This window comes from Salipiger sp. 1_MG-2023, assembly GCF_030547555.1.
Taxonomy (GTDB): Bacteria; Pseudomonadota; Alphaproteobacteria; order Rhodobacterales; family Rhodobacteraceae; genus Salipiger.
Genome location: NZ_JAUOQN010000024.1, coordinates 26,196 through 43,243 on the forward strand (window position 1 = coordinate 26,196; position 17,048 = coordinate 43,243).

At 60.9% G+C, this 17,048-nt stretch carries 15 protein-coding genes; 4 read left to right on the forward strand and 11 right to left on the reverse strand.

Translation table 11 applies throughout. The features are described from left to right. Positions 1–208 precede the first annotated feature (208 nt). The 7 genes from Q4543_RS12905 to Q4543_RS12935 all read right to left on the reverse strand — a co-directional run bounded on the left by Q4543_RS12905 (position 209) and on the right by Q4543_RS12935 (position 9,332). Positions 209–2,485: a hypothetical protein gene (locus tag Q4543_RS12905; protein WP_303438854.1), complete on the reverse strand. Its 2,277-nt coding sequence runs from the start codon at positions 2,483–2,485 to the stop codon at positions 209–211. Continuing rightward, entirely contained in the window at positions 2,482–3,351 is an 870-nt protein-coding gene (gene motA / locus Q4543_RS12910; RefSeq protein WP_303438856.1) for a flagellar motor stator protein MotA, read from the reverse strand. The genes Q4543_RS12905 and motA overlap by 4 nt, the downstream gene beginning before the upstream one ends. A gap of 90 nt (positions 3,352–3,441) precedes the next feature. Further along, positions 3,442–4,515 carry a flagellar basal body P-ring protein FlgI gene (locus Q4543_RS12915; protein WP_252737472.1) on the reverse strand — a complete coding sequence of 358 codons (1,074 nt, stop codon included), beginning with the start codon at positions 4,513–4,515 and terminating at the stop codon, positions 3,442–3,444. 29 nt (positions 4,516–4,544) lie between these two features. After that, positions 4,545–5,546 carry a flagellin gene (locus Q4543_RS12920; protein ID WP_303438858.1) on the reverse strand — a complete coding sequence of 334 codons (1,002 nt, stop codon included), beginning with the start codon at positions 5,544–5,546 and terminating at the stop codon, positions 4,545–4,547. Positions 5,547–5,556: 10 nt separating this feature from the next. Continuing rightward, the gene (gene flgK, locus Q4543_RS12925) at positions 5,557–7,014 is read right to left on the reverse strand and encodes a flagellar hook-associated protein FlgK (RefSeq protein WP_303438860.1); all 1,458 of its coding nucleotides are present in this window, start codon (positions 7,012–7,014) and stop codon (positions 5,557–5,559) included. A 37-nt stretch (positions 7,015–7,051) separates the two neighbouring features. Next, on the reverse strand, positions 7,052–8,350 hold the full coding sequence (locus Q4543_RS12930; RefSeq protein ID WP_216003183.1) for a flagellar hook protein FlgE: 1,299 nt from the start codon (positions 8,348–8,350) through the stop codon (positions 7,052–7,054). Between the two features lie 136 nt (positions 8,351–8,486). Then, positions 8,487–9,332, reverse strand: a complete 846-nt coding sequence (locus Q4543_RS12935; RefSeq protein WP_303438862.1) for a flagellar motor protein MotB — start codon at positions 9,330–9,332, stop codon at positions 8,487–8,489. A 217-nt stretch (positions 9,333–9,549) separates the two neighbouring features. On the opposite strand from Q4543_RS12935, the gene Q4543_RS12940 reads away from it, so the two are divergent. After that, positions 9,550–11,703 carry a YjbH domain-containing protein gene (locus Q4543_RS12940; protein WP_303438864.1) on the forward strand — a complete coding sequence of 718 codons (2,154 nt, stop codon included), beginning with the start codon at positions 9,550–9,552 and terminating at the stop codon, positions 11,701–11,703. Further along, on the forward strand, positions 11,700–12,356 hold the full coding sequence (locus Q4543_RS12945; RefSeq protein WP_303438865.1) for a YjbF family lipoprotein: 657 nt from the start codon (positions 11,700–11,702) through the stop codon (positions 12,354–12,356). The genes Q4543_RS12940 and Q4543_RS12945 overlap by 4 nt, the downstream gene beginning before the upstream one ends. Positions 12,357–12,364: 8 nt before the next feature. Here Q4543_RS12945 and Q4543_RS12950 read toward each other — a convergent pair whose 3' ends face one another. Next, entirely contained in the window at positions 12,365–12,976 is a 612-nt protein-coding gene (locus Q4543_RS12950) for a sugar transferase (protein WP_303438867.1), read from the reverse strand. A 271-nt stretch (positions 12,977–13,247) separates the two neighbouring features. Here Q4543_RS12950 and Q4543_RS12955 point away from each other — a divergent pair, with 271 nt between their 5' ends. After that, a complete protein-coding gene (locus tag Q4543_RS12955) occupies positions 13,248–14,273 on the forward strand; it encodes a polysaccharide biosynthesis/export family protein (RefSeq protein WP_368502157.1) in 1,026 nt (341 codons plus the stop codon). 70 nt (positions 14,274–14,343) lie between these two features. Here Q4543_RS12955 and Q4543_RS12960 read toward each other — a convergent pair whose 3' ends face one another. After that, entirely contained in the window at positions 14,344–14,766 is a 423-nt protein-coding gene (locus Q4543_RS12960; protein ID WP_303438871.1) for a cytochrome c family protein, read from the reverse strand. Positions 14,767–14,906: 140 nt separating this feature from the next. Between Q4543_RS12960 and idi the strand changes: the two genes are divergently transcribed. Further along, the gene (idi, locus tag Q4543_RS12965; protein ID WP_303438873.1) at positions 14,907–15,431 is read left to right on the forward strand and encodes an isopentenyl-diphosphate Delta-isomerase; all 525 of its coding nucleotides are present in this window, start codon (positions 14,907–14,909) and stop codon (positions 15,429–15,431) included. On the opposite strand, the gene Q4543_RS12970 is transcribed toward idi, so the two are convergent. Both Q4543_RS12970 and Q4543_RS12975 read right to left on the reverse strand, forming a co-directional pair. Further along, positions 15,415–15,999, reverse strand: a complete 585-nt coding sequence (locus Q4543_RS12970; protein ID WP_303438874.1) for a Smr/MutS family protein — start codon at positions 15,997–15,999, stop codon at positions 15,415–15,417. The genes idi and Q4543_RS12970 overlap by 17 nt on opposite strands. Further along, a complete protein-coding gene (locus Q4543_RS12975) occupies positions 15,996–17,048 on the reverse strand; it encodes a murein transglycosylase A (RefSeq protein ID WP_303438875.1) in 1,053 nt (350 codons plus the stop codon). The genes Q4543_RS12970 and Q4543_RS12975 overlap by 4 nt, the downstream gene beginning before the upstream one ends.

Here is a 17,048-nt window from a genome sequence, read left to right on the forward strand (position 1 = left end):
CGTCTGAAGCACCATTTGACACTTTCGGCGCGCTCTGCTGATGAGTTTTGCCTGATAGACGGCCCACTAGGTCCTCTGGCCGCCTCGGAGCGGCCTGTCTTGCAGTCATCTTTTCTGGAATGATCGAGCATTGTGATCCGCGATCCCTTCTGGAGCGATAGACCATCGCTAGCGGAGCATGGTTTATATTCGGTAACTTCCGCTTAGATCATTCGGCGGGAATCCGCGTTGCTTCGAGAAGCGCCCTGATCGTGTTAACGGTTTCAGCGCCCGAACCAGCAAGGATTTCAGCGATAGCAAGGCTTGGAGCATTGGTCAGAGGATCGGGGATCTGTTCCTCACGCATCTGCATCGCTGCACTCAAGACATCCGGCTCGCCTTCCATGGCAAGCGATGGGTCGCCGGCCAGCCACGCCGAAGTTCGAGCATCCTGCATGTCGCCAAGGCTGTTATAGGCTTCAGCGGCATAATGGTAATCTCCCATCATGCGACGAGCCTTTGCACGAAGCCCAAGGATTTCTTCGCCTTCGAGACCGACCAGAGATATTTCAGCTTGTTCCGGTTCACTCTGGGCGAGATGGGCCATTGCGCGCAGTATCCGGACCTGTGGCTCGCGCTTATCAATTCCAGCAAAATCAAGCCACCGTGCCGCAGGCTGCGGCAGACCGAGATCAAGAAGGCGCCTGGCAACAAGGAGTGCGCTTTGCGGAGATGCAACCCCGTCGTAGCGGTATGGAGATGCGAGTGCATGCTTCAAGAAAGCCGTATCATGCGCCTGCTCGGTCAGTAACGTCAGAAGATCGGTCGCAGCCTTCGCCCGTATGGTTTCAGGGTATGTCGGCTGATCGAACAGGTTACCAAAGCCTTCATCATACTGCCCATTTGCCGTCAGTGCGCGCAAATGTGCGAGCCAAAGCTCAGGCCCCTGCTCGGTATCACGCAACTCGGTCGAATAGGCCCCAGACAAATCCGCTAGCCTTCCGTTCACCGTCTCTCGGTTCTCTGTGGCAAGCTCTATGGCTTGCACCATGGCTTCCGGCGCGTTCGGCCCGGGTTTGACGGCGATTTCGTTCAAAACCTGGTGCGCATCAGCATGAGAGCCGTCGATTCGGTCAATTTGCGCCTCACTGAACATCATGTCCTCGTTCACGCCGCCGGTTGCACGTTCAAGGCGTGCGAGAACGTTACGGGCAGGTTCGGGCAAGCCTTCCTCGGCAAAGCGTGTTGCAAGCCGAGGTCCAAGCAGCGTTCGCAGACGTAGTGGCAGCCCTTCGAAGGTCGCGAGAATCGCATTTTCGTTGATAGCAGAATTGGTTGGCAGATCCTTGGAACCGATCAGCGCCCAGAACGAAACCACGCCATCGCAATCTGCCTGCCCTGCGAAGACTCCGGCACGGTCGGTCTCGCCATCCACAATTCTCGCTAGCGCGTAAAGGACCGACTCGTGGCCCTCGAGTTCAAGGTCAAGCAAGGCGCGCGCCTCGGTGCCAAACCCGATGCTGATATAGGCTCTGGCCAAGTTGATCATTACCTCATGATCCAGGCGATCAAATTCACCAAAGAGCTTTCCGCGCAGTTCCGGGATGCTGCCCTTCAGTGGGTCTTCACCACCCCAGCTTGCCAAATCGAGTTCCTGATCGGGTACGCACCCGCTACCACCGATCCTTACGCGCGATTGCATGTCACCTGGCACTCGACCGGCTATGGCAGTTTCAAGCGCACGCACTGCGGGCGCCGGTGCCAATTGGGTACCTTGCGCCGTCTCTTTGCTAGAGAAGGGGACTGAGACCGTCGCCTCGTTCTCTTCCGGTTTGGGGAGGTAACGCATCGCTGAATCCAACAGCCCGTCCGTCGCTGCGGTTGCCAGTTGCTCCGCAAGCATCTGTTCGAACTGTCTGGGATCGATTCCCTCTGCAGGTGCCGTCTCCGGGCTTGCTGTTTGCTCTGAACGGCTTGCTACCGGGCTGAAACTTGGAAGCAGGGAATTTTCACCCGACTCCAAGCCAATACCAGGATTCTGGCCTATCCGGACACCCGAAGGGAACGACGTTGTCGAGTCAGCTTCGGAGGCTTGCCCAATGGACTTGGCTGAAGGCTGATCCTTGGGAAACTCCCGAGTCTTGAATTCGCCCAGGCGAAGGTCGACCACGAGCATGCGATCTGTCGCTAAATAGGATCGTGGCACACATGCGCAGCCCAGATCAATTCTTACACCTCGGCCTTCAGACAAGTCTGAAACCCCTGTAACGCGACCATCACTCAGACGTTCGAGCGCTCGCGACACATCGAAACTCAGGTCGCCTTGTTCGAAGATCACATCGATCGCGCTGCTCGAGATCTGCTCGACAGACCAGTCGAGCTCGGCCGGAAGGTCAAGGACAACCCGAGTGAAGTCGCCATGCTCTCCCGATCGAACGCGTACTTCCTGTGCCCACGCAGGGAAGGCGACGAAGAAAAAGATGATGATAGTCAATATCCGGGTCATGCCGCATCCTGCTTGACCGATTTCAACGCCTCTTCGAGATCCGTAAAACTCGGCCTGAAATGTGCCGGGGTATTCTGGCGCCCAACTTCGATGCAGATGTTCGTTGCGTGATTGTGCAGGTTCGCAACGAGCACTTCGCGGATCAGCTGGTAGAAATGCATGTCTTCTTCGACCACTGCCTTCACCTTCGTCGCGAACGGGCCCATGAAGCCATAGGCAAGGAACACGCCGAGAAACGTTCCGACCAACGCGCCACCGATCATCTTCCCAAGCACTTCCGGTGGCTGGTCGATCGCAGCCATTGTCTTGATAACACCAAGCACGGCGGCAACGATTCCCAACGCCGGTAGACTGTCCGCCAAGCTTTGCAATGCATGATTTGAATGCATTTTGTGATGCTCGAGCGCCTCGATTCTCTTGTCGAGCACCTCTTCGACCTGATGCGGATCGTCATAGTTCATCGACATCGAACGCATGGTATCGCAGACCAGTTCGACAGCGAGCGTGTCGCCCTGGATCCGCGGATACTTGGAAAAAATCGAAGATTCCTTTGGCGATTCAACGTGCTCTTCGATGGCAACCGGGCTCTGTCGCGCGAGACGGATCAACTCGAACAGCAGGCACAACAGATCACGATAGTCCTGCGGCTTCCACTTGGCGCCCTTGAAGACCTTGCCGATGTCCTGCAGCGTATGCTTCACAACACCTATATCGTTGCCGATCAGGAACGTGCCTAGAGCGGCGCCACCGATCATCATCATTTCGAAGGGAAGCGACTTGAGAATGATGCCAAGCTTGCCCCCAGCGAGAATGTAACCGCCGAAAACCATGGCAAAAATCACGACGATCCCAATGATCCCCAACATAGGGCGACTCCTTCACCTTTGACGATCAGACCCTAATCCCGCGGCGGTTAACAAAGCCTCATTAAGCTTCCGCCACAGGACAGGATGCGACTACATGACCAGAAATTCCGCGTGCAATGCACCGGCGGCCTTGATGCTCTTGAGTATGTCGATCATGTCGCGGGGCGAAACACCCAGCGCATTCAGCCCGGAAATCACTTCGGAAAGCGATGTTCCACTGGGAACCTCTGCCAGGCCGATACCCGGTTCCTCGGTGATCTCAGCCTGCGTGCGTGGCACGACGACGGTCTGACCTTCTCCGAACGGGCTAGGCTGGACGGTCAGGGGTGTTTCTTCGATCCGCAACGTCAGATTGCCCTGTGATACCGCAACACGCGAAATGCGGACGTCCTCCCCCATGACGATCGTACCTGACCGCTGGTCGACCACGACACGCGCGCGCCGTTCCGGCTCGACAGGAAGGTTCTCAATGGCGACCACAACGCGGGCTGGAGACCCGCCTCCAGCCCGACGAAGATCAATCGAAACCGTTCCTGCATCGGTCATCTCAGCGACACCGCGCCCAACATTGGCGTTGATCACCCTTTCGATACGCGCGGCAGTGGTAAAATCGGGCTCGCGTAGCGCCAAACGCAGTATCGATAAATCGGAAAATTCAAATTCGACTTCCCGTTCGATCCGCGCGCCAGCAGGGATCACCCCGGAGGTCGGAACCCCCTGCACGACCCGCGCCGCGTCTCCCTGGGCCTCGACCCCGCCCGCGATGACCGTCCCTTGCGCCACCGCGTAGATCTGGCCGTCTGCAGCATTCAGCGGGGTCATGATCAGCGTCCCTCCCAGCAGACTTTTCGCATCGCCAATCGCCGAGACCGTCACGTCGATCTGGCTGCCGGCCCGTCCGAACGGCGGCAGCCTGCTGGTGACAAAAACTGCAGCGACATTGCGTGGCCGAAACTGCTCCCCGGTCACGTTCACGCCAAGGCGCTCAAGGATGTTCTGCATGATCTCTTCGGTGAAAGGCGCATTTCGCAAGCCGTCGCCCGTTCCGTTCAGCCCAACCACAAGACCGTAGCCGACAAGATCGTTCGATCGAACGCCATCGACCTCTACGAGATCCTTTATGCGAACAGACTGCGCATCGGCGAAACCGCCAAGAAGCCCCATACACAGCGTGAGCAAACTCAGAAGCCGCATCACATATACTCCACCAACGACATCCGCGACGACCGGACGGTGATCGCGTAGATCGCTTCGAGTTGCGAGCGCGTGTTCTCGTAGGCGGTGGCGGCCTCGTATTCATCGGTTCCGACAAGCTCGGTGCGAGCGATCATCGTCGCCGTGCGTTCGCTCGAGTTGCGCGTCACGGTTTCCTCGATACGGCTTTCCAATGCGCCCAGACCAGCCCGCAGTTCGACCACCTGCGCCTGCGACGTCTGAAGGTCGAGACCGGCGCTTGAGATCAGCTCGGTCTTGACCTCCTTCGAAAATCCCAGATCATTACTGCTCGCCAGAACGGCCTTGGCCGCCGCCTTGAGCGTATCGCGGAACACCTGATCATCGGCCCGGATATCGACCTGCGCACTGTCGGTATCCGACAGCCGCATCGCCGCAAGCGACGTGCTCGACCCCTGATAAGCGAAGGTTTCAAACCCCCCGCCTGCGGTGTCGAACCATGTATCCAGCGCCGTTTCAACACCGGCAGAGGTCGTCTGTCCTGCAAGAACCGTCTCGAGCTCCGCCAGCAGGTCTTCACTACTGACCAGAGGCGGTGTGTCTGTCGCCGTGCCCGAAAACAGGAACCGCCCGCCAATCGATCGGTTCAGGGCGTTAGTCATCTGGTCGAGCGCGCTGCCGGCCAAAGTCGACAGCGTGTTCATCATCTCATCGGTCTGGGTCAACTCGACCTTGAGAAGATCTTGCGAAAGACTCTCGGAACTGGTCTGGATCTCTTCGAGCGTGCTTTGCATGATGCTGGTGATCGTCGTCGCCTCGGCCGTATTCACCCGGTAGGTCTCAAGCCGTGCAAGACTGCGGTCGATCGATAGCAGTCCGCTGACGTCGCCTCCAAGATGTGCGGCCTTGTCGCTGACGAACCCGGTCGCGATTTCCACCGCGAGGCTGTCCATATTGGCATTGAGGCGGTTCTGCTGGGAACGGAGGACCAGGGTCCTGGCCATATCGCCTACGGTATCCATGATTGGCTCCTCAGATGTTCAGAAGGGTTTGCATGAGGTCATCGACCGCGCTCACGACGCGGGCGTTGGCGGCATAATGTTGTTCGAGCAGCAACAGATCCTGAAGTTCGGCATCGGTATCGACGCCCTTGGACAGTTCGAGCTCTTTCAGCGCGGTATTCTGTGCGCTGCTGAAGCTTTGCTCGCCGTCCGCCCGCACCCGCGCGGCAGACACGGCGGAAACCAAACCGGACACATGCTCACTGAAGCTGCTCGTGCCGGTGCCAAGGCTCGATGAACCCGGAATGTTCAGACTGTCCAGCGCATCCGAATAGGCGGAGATCAGACTGGAATCCCCAACATTCCCTTGCGTCGCCGCGCCAAGCCCGTCTCGAAGGCGCCAAGTGCCCGATCCGTTGGGGTCGACCAATGCGTTCAAAGAGATCCGACCCGCAAGGCCGACTTCATCCAGAGGATCGAAGGCACCGCCCGCGTCGGTGAAAAGGCCGGGATCGCCGACGGCAATCGTGGTGTCGGGGCCGCCAGCTGCGAAGCGATCGATCAGATCGCGGGCGATGCCATCGACCACGGCCTGCATGTCGACCGCCACCACATCCCTGATCTGAAACTGAGCACCTAGCGAACCGCCGCCGAGCGGGCCGTCGTTGCTGCTATTGATCGGGTTTCCGTTGATCGTGAGACCCGAAAGGCCACCGCCCGTAAGGGTCAGATCCGGGGTCACCGGGTCCTGCGGCGTGAAGTCTACAACTGCTGGTTCGGTGCTGAACGACGGATCGTACAAAACTGTTCCCGAAGCCGCGTAGATCGCAAGCGTGCCGTGTTCTCGCTCGACCGTGCGCAATGGCACGATCTCCGAGATCGAATCCAGCACTCTTTGTCGTTCGTCCATCAACGAGGAGGGATCCCCGTTGCGCACCACGCGTTCAGCGATCGCATCATTGAGTTGCTTCACCTGCTGAAGCGAACCGTTCAGGGATTCTACTTGCTTCGCGATCGTGCGATCTGCATCGGTCCGCGACACCTGCAAGGTGCCGCTGACCTTGTTCAGCATATCGGTGAAATTCTGTGCCGACAGCGCCAGTGACTTAAGCCGCTGCGTCGACGACGGATCCGATCCCGCCGACAACAGCGCATTCTCGAAGTTGGAATATAGCGAGGTCAGTGACCCCGCCTCGCCGCTTTCCCCGAGCACGCCTTCGATCTTGCTGGTAAAAGCCTGCATGTCGTTGGCGTAGCCGGATTGCGCATCCGATAGCCGGCGGTCCGCAAGGACCACCGCATCGACGTTTCGCGTCACGCCGTCGATGCCGACCCCGCCCCCGGAAACGGAGTTGGACGAGACATCGAGCGAGCGCTGACCATAGCTTTCGGTCGTGGCATTCGAGATGTTGGATGAGACGAGAGCCGACTTTCGCGCCTGCATGGTGAGGCCGCTCAAGGCGTTGGACAAAGCTCCGGATAGTGACATTCAGCGGCCTCCTTAATTGAACCGGCGCCCTATGGCGTCAGCGTTTCATGTTCGTGGTTTCCTGAAGCATCTCGTCCACGGTCTGGATGACCTTTGCATTGGACGAGTAGGCGCGCTGGGTGCGGATCATGTCCGTCAGTTCCTGCGCGATGTCGGTCGACGATTCCTGACGGGCGTAGGATTTCACGCTGCCTGTCGGGCCGTCACCGGCATCCCACAAGAAGAACGATCCGCTGTCCTTCGACGGCCGGAAGGTCGAACCATCGACCGCGTCCATCCCATTGTAGTTCGGCAGGTCCGCCAGCGGCACCTGATACAGCACCCGGCTTTGCCCGCTGTCGTAAAGCGCGCTGACATAACCGCTTTCATCTACCTCGACCGACACCATGTTGCCGACCGAAGACCCATCCTTGGTCATCGAGATGGGTGCAAAACTGCTGCCAAGCTGCGACAAACCGCCTGTCGTTCCGATAGAACCGATCTCGACCTCGATCGGGCCGCCCACGACGTTGACGGTGAAGGTTCCCGACGCCGCGTCGTAAGCCCCGCCAGCAGCGCCCACCGCAACCGACGCGATGGTGCCGCCCGAGCCGGTCGTGCCATCGAAGGTGATGGTGTATTCGCCGATCGGAGTCGCCGGATCGGCCGAATCGGTCATCACCATCGTCCATTCATTCGATGTTCCGGTCGCGGGAACCGTTGGCGTGAAATTGATCGAGATGCTCTGCGAGATGCCGACGTTGTCGAAATACTCGATCTCGAGGTACTCTGGCTCCCCGGCGCTGCCAGCCTGGGTTGCTGTCGCCGGCAGGTTCAGCGCCATTCCGACAGATGTGGTCGGATCGCCGGTCAGGCTGGGGCTGAAACTGATCGGCTCAAGCCCATTGATCGTGTCTCGCGGATAGTTCGGAATCGAACCGTCGAGATTTGCCGGCCAGCCCATCAGGTAATACCCCGCTTCGCTTGCGAGATAGCCGTCTTCGTTGATGCGGAACGACCCGGTCGACGACAGCAGCATCTCGGGCTCGCCAGTGGCCTCATACTGCGACGCAGAAACCACCGGCAGCATGCCGAGGCCGTCGACCGCAAGATCGGTCGCGTTCGAGGTCGACACCAGCGCACCGCCGTTGTCGATCAGGCGCAGGTTGTCGACCTTGGTCCCACCTGCGGTATAGGTCGACCCGCCACTGGACATTACCAGAGCAGTGAAATCCGTTTCGACCCGGCGATAGCCGTAGGTCGACGAGTTCGCGATATTGTCAGAGATTGCGGCAAGACGGGTTGCGTTGCCGGCAAGCCCGGATACACCCGCATTGAGCGAAGAAGAAATTGTCATGACACGCCTTTCTGCTGTCTCGGTCAGAAATACCGACACAACAGATAGGCCCGTGGCCTTAACGTGACGCTAACAGCTAAAACTGGATCAATTACCCTGAGCGCTTTCGCCGGACCGCAAGGCCCGACGAGCGGATTCAACGGTTTCGCAGGAAGATAACCTCGATGCGATTGTTGCGCGGATCCATCGGGTTGCGCTGACTTGGTTCGCGATCTGCATGAGCGGTCACCCGCTCGACGCGCGCCTTGGGCAAGCCGTTGGCGATCAGCAGCTGGCGGAAATTATCTGCCCGCTCGGACGATTTGTCCCACGACGGATCCCTTGCGAGGACAAGCGGATACGCCGCAGTGTGGCCTTCAACCGCCAATCCATTGGTCACCAGACTGGACACCCGCTCGATCACGCCTCCAAGCGCGCGCAGCAGGTCTGTCGGCTGATCGTCAGCCGTGAACAGCGGCGCTTCGCTGGTTTCGAATAGCTCTACGATGAGACCCTCATCCGTCACCCGCGTCACGATGTGCCGCATCAGGTGATCCTCGACCATGCTTTCGCCGCCGCGGGCGTTAAGCGCCTGTTCAAGCTCGCGCAAAGCCTGTTCTTCGGCCTGCCGGGCACCCTCGCCCGCTTCGGCCCCGGGGCTCAGCCCACCGCTCGCTTGCCTGTGCGATGTCGGGCGCAGACTGGTCGCGCCCGTACCGACCTGAGACAGCGTTTGTTCGGATAACATACTGTCCCCGCCGAGCATCCCGTCGCCGCCGCCCGACACCCGCGCAATGGCGATTGTCGGGCTGAAATAATCCGCAAGCCCCTTGCGTTGCTTTTCCGTTGTCGCGTTCAAAAGCCACATCAAAAGGAAGAAAGCCATCATAGCGGTCACGAAGTCCGCGTAAGCGACTTTCCAGGCCCCACCATGGTGCCCGTCGCCGCCCGAAACTTTCTTTCTCTTGATGATGATCGGCGCGACGTTGCTGTCGACAGCCATTTTCACCACCTATTTAATCACCCCGCAGCGACCTTAGAGGCACAGGCATTACCCTGCGCTTAACAAATAAAACTGTCGGCTTAACGGGTGATTTCGGGCATCTCTGGTCGTGCCGTATTTCCCACAGGCAACCCGCGCTGCGCGCGTGCGCGTGGACAGCTCCGCCAGCATCCTCTAGCTCTTGGGAAAACCAGACATCCGGACGCAGGGGCGAGGCATGGAAGCGAAGGCAGGGTTCAGACCGGTACGGGCGTGGTGCCTTGCGGGGACCGCCGCAGCTGCGGTGTGCCTCGGGTTGCCGACCGGCGCGCAGCAGGTGCCAAGCTACAATACCTATGGCGTTCCCGGCCTGATCGACATGCCAAGCGCCGAGATGGCCCCGGATGCCACCATCAGCCTGACCTATGGGCGGATCGACGAAAGCAATCGCGGTGCGATCACCTTTCAGCTTACGCCGCGTCTTTCGGGCACCTTCCGCTATGCCGGGATCGGCAATTTCGACGATCCCAACAGCAACGCCGACGGGGTCTTTTACGACCGCAGCTTCGATCTGCGCTTTCAGCTGCTCACCGAAACCTCGATCCGGCCTGCCGTAGCCATCGGCTTGCAGGATTTCATCGGCACCGGGATCTATAGCGGCGAATACATCGTCGCGACCAAGACCGTCGGGCAGAAACTGAAGGCGACCGCCGGTCTGGGCTGGGGCCGGCTTGGCAGCTACAACCCGCTTGGCAGCTATGGCGAGCGGCCGGGCAACCTGCTGGGCAGCGGCGGCCTGCCGACCTATGATCGCTGGTTCCGCGGCGACATCGCCGGGTTCGGCGGACTGGCCTACCAATTCAACGACAATCTGACGCTGAAGCTGGAATATTCCTCGGATGCCTATGACGATGAATCCGATCGCGGTGGTTTCGAGCACAATTCGCCGCTGAACTACGGCGTCGAATACCGCCTGCCCAACGATGCCCGTCTGGCGCTGTATTATGCCTATGGTAGCACGCTTGGCTTTCAACTCTCCTACCCGATGAATCCCAAAACGCTGGGAATTCCCGGCGGGCTTGAAGCTGGCGGCTTGCCGGTGCGTCGCCGCCCGGCCAACAGCGTCAGCGATCTGGGCTGGACCGGCGCACTTGCCGCCTACGAGGACAACACCCGCCAGCGCCTGATCACCAGCCTGCAAGCCGACGATCTGAGCATCGAAGGCTACCAGCTCGAGCCGCATCGCGCCACGATCCGGCTGCGCAACGAGCATTACGGACGCCCGGCGCAGGCCATCGGCCGCGCTGCCCGCGCCATGAGTCGCATCATGCCGGATTCGGTCGAGGAATTCGTCATCATCCCAGTCGAGAATGGCACGCCGATGTCGGCCATCACGCTCAGGCGCAGCGATCTGGAAAACCTCGAAAACGATGCGGCGGTCGAAATGCTCGCCCGCGCCTCGATCACCGATGCCTATGGCAAGGCCCCGCCCTCGACCATCCCGGTCACTCCGAAATTCAGCTGGTCGTTGACCTCGTATTACGAAACCTCGACTTTCGACCCCGACGCGCCGTTCCGGCTCGACATCGGCGCGCAGCTTGGCGCGTCGTGGCAGATCACCCCGAACCTGTCGCTGTCGGGCGCGTTCCGCAAACGCGTGATCGGCAACATCCACGAGACGGAGCGCCTGTCGCCGTCCGAACTGCCCCGGGCACGCACCGACATCACCTATTACGCCCAGAACGGCGACCCCAAGCTGCGCGACCTCGTGCTGGCATGGAACGGGCGCGTCGGGCCGGACCTGTATGGCCGAGTCTCTGCCGGCTATCTGGAATCGATGTATGCCGGGGTGTCCAGCGAAGTGCTGTGGAAGCCGGTCGACAGCGCGCTGGCGCTGGGGGTCGAAGTGAACTTCGTGCGTCGCCGCGATTACGACCAGTTGTTCGCGCTGATGGACAACACCACCTACGAGCCGTTCAGCGACGTCACCCGCGAAATCCCCGATTTCAACGGCCATGTCTCGGCCTATTACGATTTCGGCGGTGGCTATACCGGTCAGATGGATATCGGGCGCTACCTTGCGGGCGACTGGGGCACCACACTGACCGTCGGGCGTGAATTCGCTAACGGCTGGAAATTCGGCGCGTTTGCCACCTTTACCAACGTGTCCAGCGACGAATTCGGCGAAGGCTCGTTCGACAAGGGCATCACGCTGACCATCCCGATGAGCGTCGGCATCGGCACCCCCACCCGCGAGTACGACACCACGGTCATTCGCCCCATCACCCGCGACGGCGGTGCACGCCTGTCGGTGCCGGGGCGGCTTTATGGCAACGTGCGCACGTGGCACGAAGACGAAATCACCGACAGCTGGGGAAGGTTCTGGAGATGATCCGCCGCATCGCACTGCTCGCCGCGCTTGTGGGTCTTGCCGCCTGCAGCAACGATCCCGAATACAAAAGTCCGATCGACGTGACCTCTTCCCTGCTGTTCAAGGGCAAGAGCGCACCATCGCAAATCACCCCTCAGCAGATCGTCGCGACGCTGAGCACCACGCCGCTGCCGGTGATTTTCCTCAGCCTGCCCGACCGCGAGACGCAGGCGCTTTTGCTGCGCATCGAACAGAACGGCCCCTATGCCACCTACGCCAACAAGGCGCGCCAGTCGGTGGTTCTGCGCGATGGCATGATCACCGGCACGCGCGGGCTCAGCGGCGATCTGATGTCGACCGATCAGGGTCCGCTGCTGGATCTGGTGCGGGCACGCCAGACCGGCACCGCCAGCTACATCCAGCGCTGGCTCACGCCCGAAGACGTCACCCGCGTCGTCACCTACAGCTGCGGCGTCGAACCGGACAAGCCGGTCGATGTGGCGCTCGGGCTGGTAAAGGCGCAGGCGACTGAGGTCATCGCCGCCTGTGAAAGCCCCGATGGCCCGGCCTTCGTCGATTACTACGTGGTGGATGGCAGCGGCGAAATCCTTGCTTCGCGGCAATGGCTTGGGCCCAACATCGGCTATGCGGTGCTGCACCGTTTGCGGAAATAATCCCGCGATCAGTGCAGCGAGATACGTCGCAGCACCGTGGCCAGCATAAGACGCAGATCGTAGCACAGCGTCCGCCGCTGCTGATAGATCATGTCCAGCTCTGCCTTGCGCGGAATGCAGCGGCGGCAATAGACATCCTCGGTCTCGTCCTTGCTGCGGCAGGGCGCCAGCAGCCGTTCTTCGGTGCGGTGAAACACCAGCGTTGCAAGGCCGGTGACACCGGGGCGCGAGCGCAGAACGCTTGAATAGACCTCGGGATGGCTTTCGGTATAGCGGCGCAGCGGCGGGCGCGGGCCGACAAAGCTGATATCGCCGACCAGAATATTCCAAAGCTGCGGAATCTCATCGAGCCGATAGCGCCGCATGAAGCCTCCGGTGCGGGTGATGCGGCTGGTCTTGTCGCCCCCCGACACGCCCCGGTCATAGGCATCGGGACGCATGGTGCGGAATTTCCACAGGGTGAACCCCTCGTCCATGCTGCGCATCCGTTCGGACAGGTACAGCACCGGGCGACCATCCAGCAACAGGATCGCCAGCGCCAGCGCCACGATGAGAGGCGACAGCATCACAATCAGCAAAAGGGCGATGATGATATCGAAAATACGCTTTGAAAGGGTCATTCCGGCCTTTGGCCCCGATTTCGCGCTGAAACCCGCCGATCTGTCCGGCGCTGCTGCTTTGGGGTCACGTCGCCCGTCCTGTTTGCGGTTTTCCTTGGACAACACGCTGTCTATCATGAAACGGACGCATTAAGAAAGCCATTGTGACACCTACGACATTCCGGGGGACCACCTTTTGTTGCGATCACGTCTTATTCTCGTTGCCTGCGCGTCGGCCCTTGCCCTTTCGGGGTGTAGCATCGTTCCTCGCGGCGCTGCCCTGCACTCTGAAGTGCTTCGCGAAGCCAATTCCAGCACCCCGACATTCGAAGTTGTGCCGGTTACCCGCGCCAACATGCCGATGGTCGCGTCCTGGCCCCGCACCGGCTGGGAGAACGACTTCGGCTGGCCAGGAACGTCGAACGGGTCGAACGTCAACGTGATCCAGACCGGCGACAAGGTCGATATCGTGATCTGGGACAGCCAGGAAAACTCGCTGATCACCAGCGCGACGGAAAAGGCCGCGCCCCTGAGCGGCGTCGAGGTCGGTGCCAACGGGGCGGTCTTCGTGCCTTATGTCGGGCAGGTGTACATCCGCGGCATGAGCCCCGATGAGGCGCGCGGCAAGATTCAGAGCGAGCTGGTGCAGATCGCCCCTTCGGCGCAGGTCCAGCTGAGTCTGACGCAGGGCCGCGCCAATTCGGTCGAGCTGGTCGGCGGCGTCGATGCGCCGGGGGCCTTTCCGATGCCGTCGCGCAATTACAAGGTGCTGGGGCTGATCGCCGATGGCGGCGGCATCCTGCCGACGCTGCGCAATCCGCGCGTGCGGCTCATTCGCGGCGGGACGACCTATGAAACTTCGGCCGACAGTCTGCTGGCCAACGGTGAACGCAACGCGCTGCTGATGCCGGGCGATACCGTCATCATCCAGCAGGACAACCACAGCTTTACCGCGCTTGGCGCGGCAGGCAGCGAAGATCTGGTGTATTTCCCCAAGGACAATCTGAGCGCGATGGAGGCTGTCACCCTGATGGGCGGTCTTCAGGACAGCCGCGCCGATCCCAAGGGCGTGCTGGTGCTGCGCGAATACCCGGTGCGGGCGTTGCGCTCTGATGGCAGTGCGCCGTCGATGCAGCAGGTGGTGTTCACCTTCGATCTAACCTCGACGGATGGGCTGTTCGCGGCCAAACAGTTCCGGATCAACCCCAGTGACACGGTTTACGCCACCGAATCTCCGATTCCGGCGGCATCTTCGGTCCTAAGCCTTGTCGGCACCACCTTCGGCATCACGCGTCAGGCTCAGAACCTCGACAATTGAACGCACTTTGCGGCATGAAAAAAGGGGCGCATCCCCCGATGCGCCCCTTTTGCGTTGCAACGCCTGCGGATCACTCGGGACTGACCGAATTCAGGTAGGCGTAAAGATCCATCGCGCCGGTCCTTAGCTTGAAGGACATGCCAGAACGGGCACCATCGTCGCCAAGGTATTCCTTGAGGAACCCGGACGGATCGACGACATATTCTTCGAAGCTGGCTTCGTCCCAGACCAGCCCCTTTTCACCGGCTTCGACCAGCGAGGCCTTGTAGCGCGGGAAAACGGGGTCGGTTCCTGCGGCGCGACCGATCACGCCATAAAGGTTCGGCCCGGTCCGGCCACCCTTGAAGATCATCTCTCCATCGGGTGCGACGATGGAATGGCACGACCGGCAGCTCTTCTTGAAAATCTGCTCGCCAGCCTCCGCATCCTGTGCCTGCGCCATGCTTCCGGCAAGCATCACAGCGGCGCATGCCGTGGCTATCTTGAAACTCATCCCGTGTTCTCCCGTGACAGGTTGTCTGGCGGTCAACCTAGCCGAAGGGATGCATTCCCGCCAAGGGCGACACCCGCGTCATGCGACCAAATGACAGTGCCGGCTTGACGTTCGCGGCCCATGCGGGGAAAGACACCAACATGAACACGCATATTCCTGCATGGATCGACGGCACGCTCACGCCGGTTGAAAAGCTCGACGCGCACCTGCGCGGGTTGCGACACATGGCCGTGTCGGTGTTTGTGCGCCGCGGCGACAAGATCCTGTTGCAACGACGGGCGCTGGGGAAATACCACACCCCCGGTCTTTGGGCGAACACCTGCTGCACCCATCCGTTCTGGGACGAGCCGCCTCTGGTCTGCGCCGCCCGGCGACTGGACGAAGAGCTTGGGTTGCGCGGCCTTGCGCTGACTCCGCGCGGGCAGGTGGAATATCGCGCCGATGTTGGCGCGGGCATGATCGAACACGAGCTGGTCGATATTTTCACCGCCAGCGCGCCCGAGGGGCAAGAACCGGTGCCCAATCCCGCAGAGGTGATGGAGACGCGCTGGATGTCGCTTGCCGCGCTGCGCGACAGCATCGCCGAAATGCCGGAACAGTTCACGCCGTGGCTACGGATCTATCTCGAGCAGCACTCGGATCAGATCTTCAGCGCCGCTTCCTGAGATAGACGTAATAGGCCCCGCCGCCGCCATGCTTGTTGTGCGCTTCCGAGACCTGTAGCACGGCCTGCGCCACCGGAGGCAGGCGAAGCCATTGTGGCACCTGCGTTTTCAGTACACCTCGACGGCGCGGCATCGGGTCATGCGGGTCTTCGCGCAGGCCCTTACCCGTGATCACCAGCACCAGACGCAGCGCCCGTGTCTGCGACATCAGGATAAACCGGATCAGTTCCGGATGAGCCTGATCCAGCGTCATGCCATGCAGATCAAGCCGCGCCTCGGGCAACAGCTTGCCACGCCGCATGGTCTTGTAGGCCTTGGCATCCATGTTCAGCGGCGCGCTTTTCAGACGGTCTGCGGTGGTGCCATAGAAATCGTGGGTCTCGGCGACCGGGGTGGCGCGATCGCCAAGGCTGAAGGCGGGCAGGGGGTCTGGCTTCTGTCGCGGCGGTGCCGGCTTCGGCGCGGGCTTGGGGACTTCGCGCATTGGCCTTCCGGGAAGCCGTTCGGTGGAACTGGCGACAAGGTTCCACAGCTCGAGCTCGTCGGGCCGCAATCGGCGGCGGCTCATTGGATCAGGTCCGGCAGCAAAGCATAGGCGCGCTGAATTGGCATCAGCACCACCATGCGACCGGGGTCCTTTATCGCGCCAGCAGCGCGCCCTGCGGCATCGCCGGTGCCAAAGAAGATGTCGGCCCGCTGCGCCCCCTTGATCGCCGACCCGGTATCCTGCGCGATCATCAGCCGGTGCAGCGGCCTGCGCCCGGCTTTTTCGATCCACACCGGCGCACCAAGCGGCGTATAGGCCGGATCGACGGCGACCGAGCGCATCGTGGTGATCGACCGGTTCATCGCGCCAAGCGGACCACGATCGGCAGGCACCTCGGTGACGTTACGGAAGAACACATAAGACGGGTTGGTGAACAGCAGCTCTTCGCCGGCAAAGGGATTGCTGCGCACCCAATCCTTGATGCGCTGCGCCGACACCTCATGGGCAGAAAACGTGCCGCGCTGGATCAGCTCTTGCCCGACCGAGCGATACTCATGACCGTTGGCCCCGGCGTAGCCGACCCTGAGGTGACGGCCATCCGGCAGGCGAATGCGGCCCGAGCCCTGAATCTGCAGAAAAAACAGCTCCACCGGATCGTCGACCCAAGCGATTTCCAACCCGCGCCCGGCCATCACCCCGGACATCAGGATCTCGCGCCGCGACAACCACGGGCGCTGCATCTGCGCCTCGGGCGGCATCTGATAAACCGGGTAGCGATAGCGCGGGGTCTGCACCAGCGAGCCGTCAAGCTCCGGTTCGAAATAGCCGGTGAACAGGCCGGATGCACCGTCGCGGATCAGGACAGGGCGGAAGAAAAGTTGAAAAAATGACGTAGCATCAGTGGTTTCACGTGCAACATTGCACAGGCTGCGCCAATCCGGGTCATCCATATCGCCGCAGGTCTCACGAAACACTGAAAGGGCCGCGGAATGATCATCCTCGGCCCAACCGTCCAGATCCGCGAAGTCGAGAACCTGATAAGTGATGTCTGTCTCTGCCGCGCTCATGCCGCCTGCCGGGATTACCCAGGCCAACGCGACAACCAGCGCGGCCCGGATTGCCCGCCTCAT

What these genes read in the sequence shown, in the direction of transcription:
- Q4543_RS12905 (WP_303438854.1), bottom strand. Translation starts at nt 2,485, where the DNA reads ATGACCCGGATATTGACTATCATCATCTTTTTCTTCGTCGCCTTCCCT.
- motA (WP_303438856.1), bottom strand. Translation starts at nt 3,351, where the DNA reads ATGTTGGGGATCATTGGGATCGTCGTGATTTTTGCCATGGTTTTCGGC.
- Q4543_RS12915 (WP_252737472.1), bottom strand. Translation starts at nt 4,515, where the DNA reads ATGGGGCTTCTTGGCGGTTTCGCCGATGCGCAGTCTGTTCGCATAAAG.
- Q4543_RS12920 (WP_303438858.1), bottom strand. Translation starts at nt 5,546, where the DNA reads ATGGATACCGTAGGCGATATGGCCAGGACCCTGGTCCTCCGTTCCCAG.
- flgK (WP_303438860.1), bottom strand. Translation starts at nt 7,014, where the DNA reads ATGTCACTATCCGGAGCTTTGTCCAACGCCTTGAGCGGCCTCACCATG.
- Q4543_RS12930 (WP_216003183.1), bottom strand. Translation starts at nt 8,350, where the DNA reads ATGACAATTTCTTCTTCGCTCAATGCGGGTGTATCCGGGCTTGCCGGC.
- Q4543_RS12935 (WP_303438862.1), bottom strand. Translation starts at nt 9,332, where the DNA reads ATGGCTGTCGACAGCAACGTCGCGCCGATCATCATCAAGAGAAAGAAA.
- Q4543_RS12940 (WP_303438864.1), top strand. Translation starts at nt 9,550, where the DNA reads ATGGAAGCGAAGGCAGGGTTCAGACCGGTACGGGCGTGGTGCCTTGCG.
- Q4543_RS12945 (WP_303438865.1), top strand. Translation starts at nt 11,700, where the DNA reads ATGATCCGCCGCATCGCACTGCTCGCCGCGCTTGTGGGTCTTGCCGCC.
- Q4543_RS12950 (WP_303438867.1), bottom strand. Translation starts at nt 12,976, where the DNA reads ATGACCCTTTCAAAGCGTATTTTCGATATCATCATCGCCCTTTTGCTG.
- Q4543_RS12960 (WP_303438871.1), bottom strand. Translation starts at nt 14,766, where the DNA reads ATGAGTTTCAAGATAGCCACGGCATGCGCCGCTGTGATGCTTGCCGGA.
- idi (WP_303438873.1), top strand. Translation starts at nt 14,907, where the DNA reads ATGAACACGCATATTCCTGCATGGATCGACGGCACGCTCACGCCGGTT.
- Q4543_RS12970 (WP_303438874.1), bottom strand. Translation starts at nt 15,999, where the DNA reads ATGAGCCGCCGCCGATTGCGGCCCGACGAGCTCGAGCTGTGGAACCTT.
- Q4543_RS12975 (WP_303438875.1), bottom strand. Translation starts at nt 17,048, where the DNA reads ATGAGGCGGGCAATCCGGGCCGCGCTGGTTGTCGCGTTGGCCTGGGTA.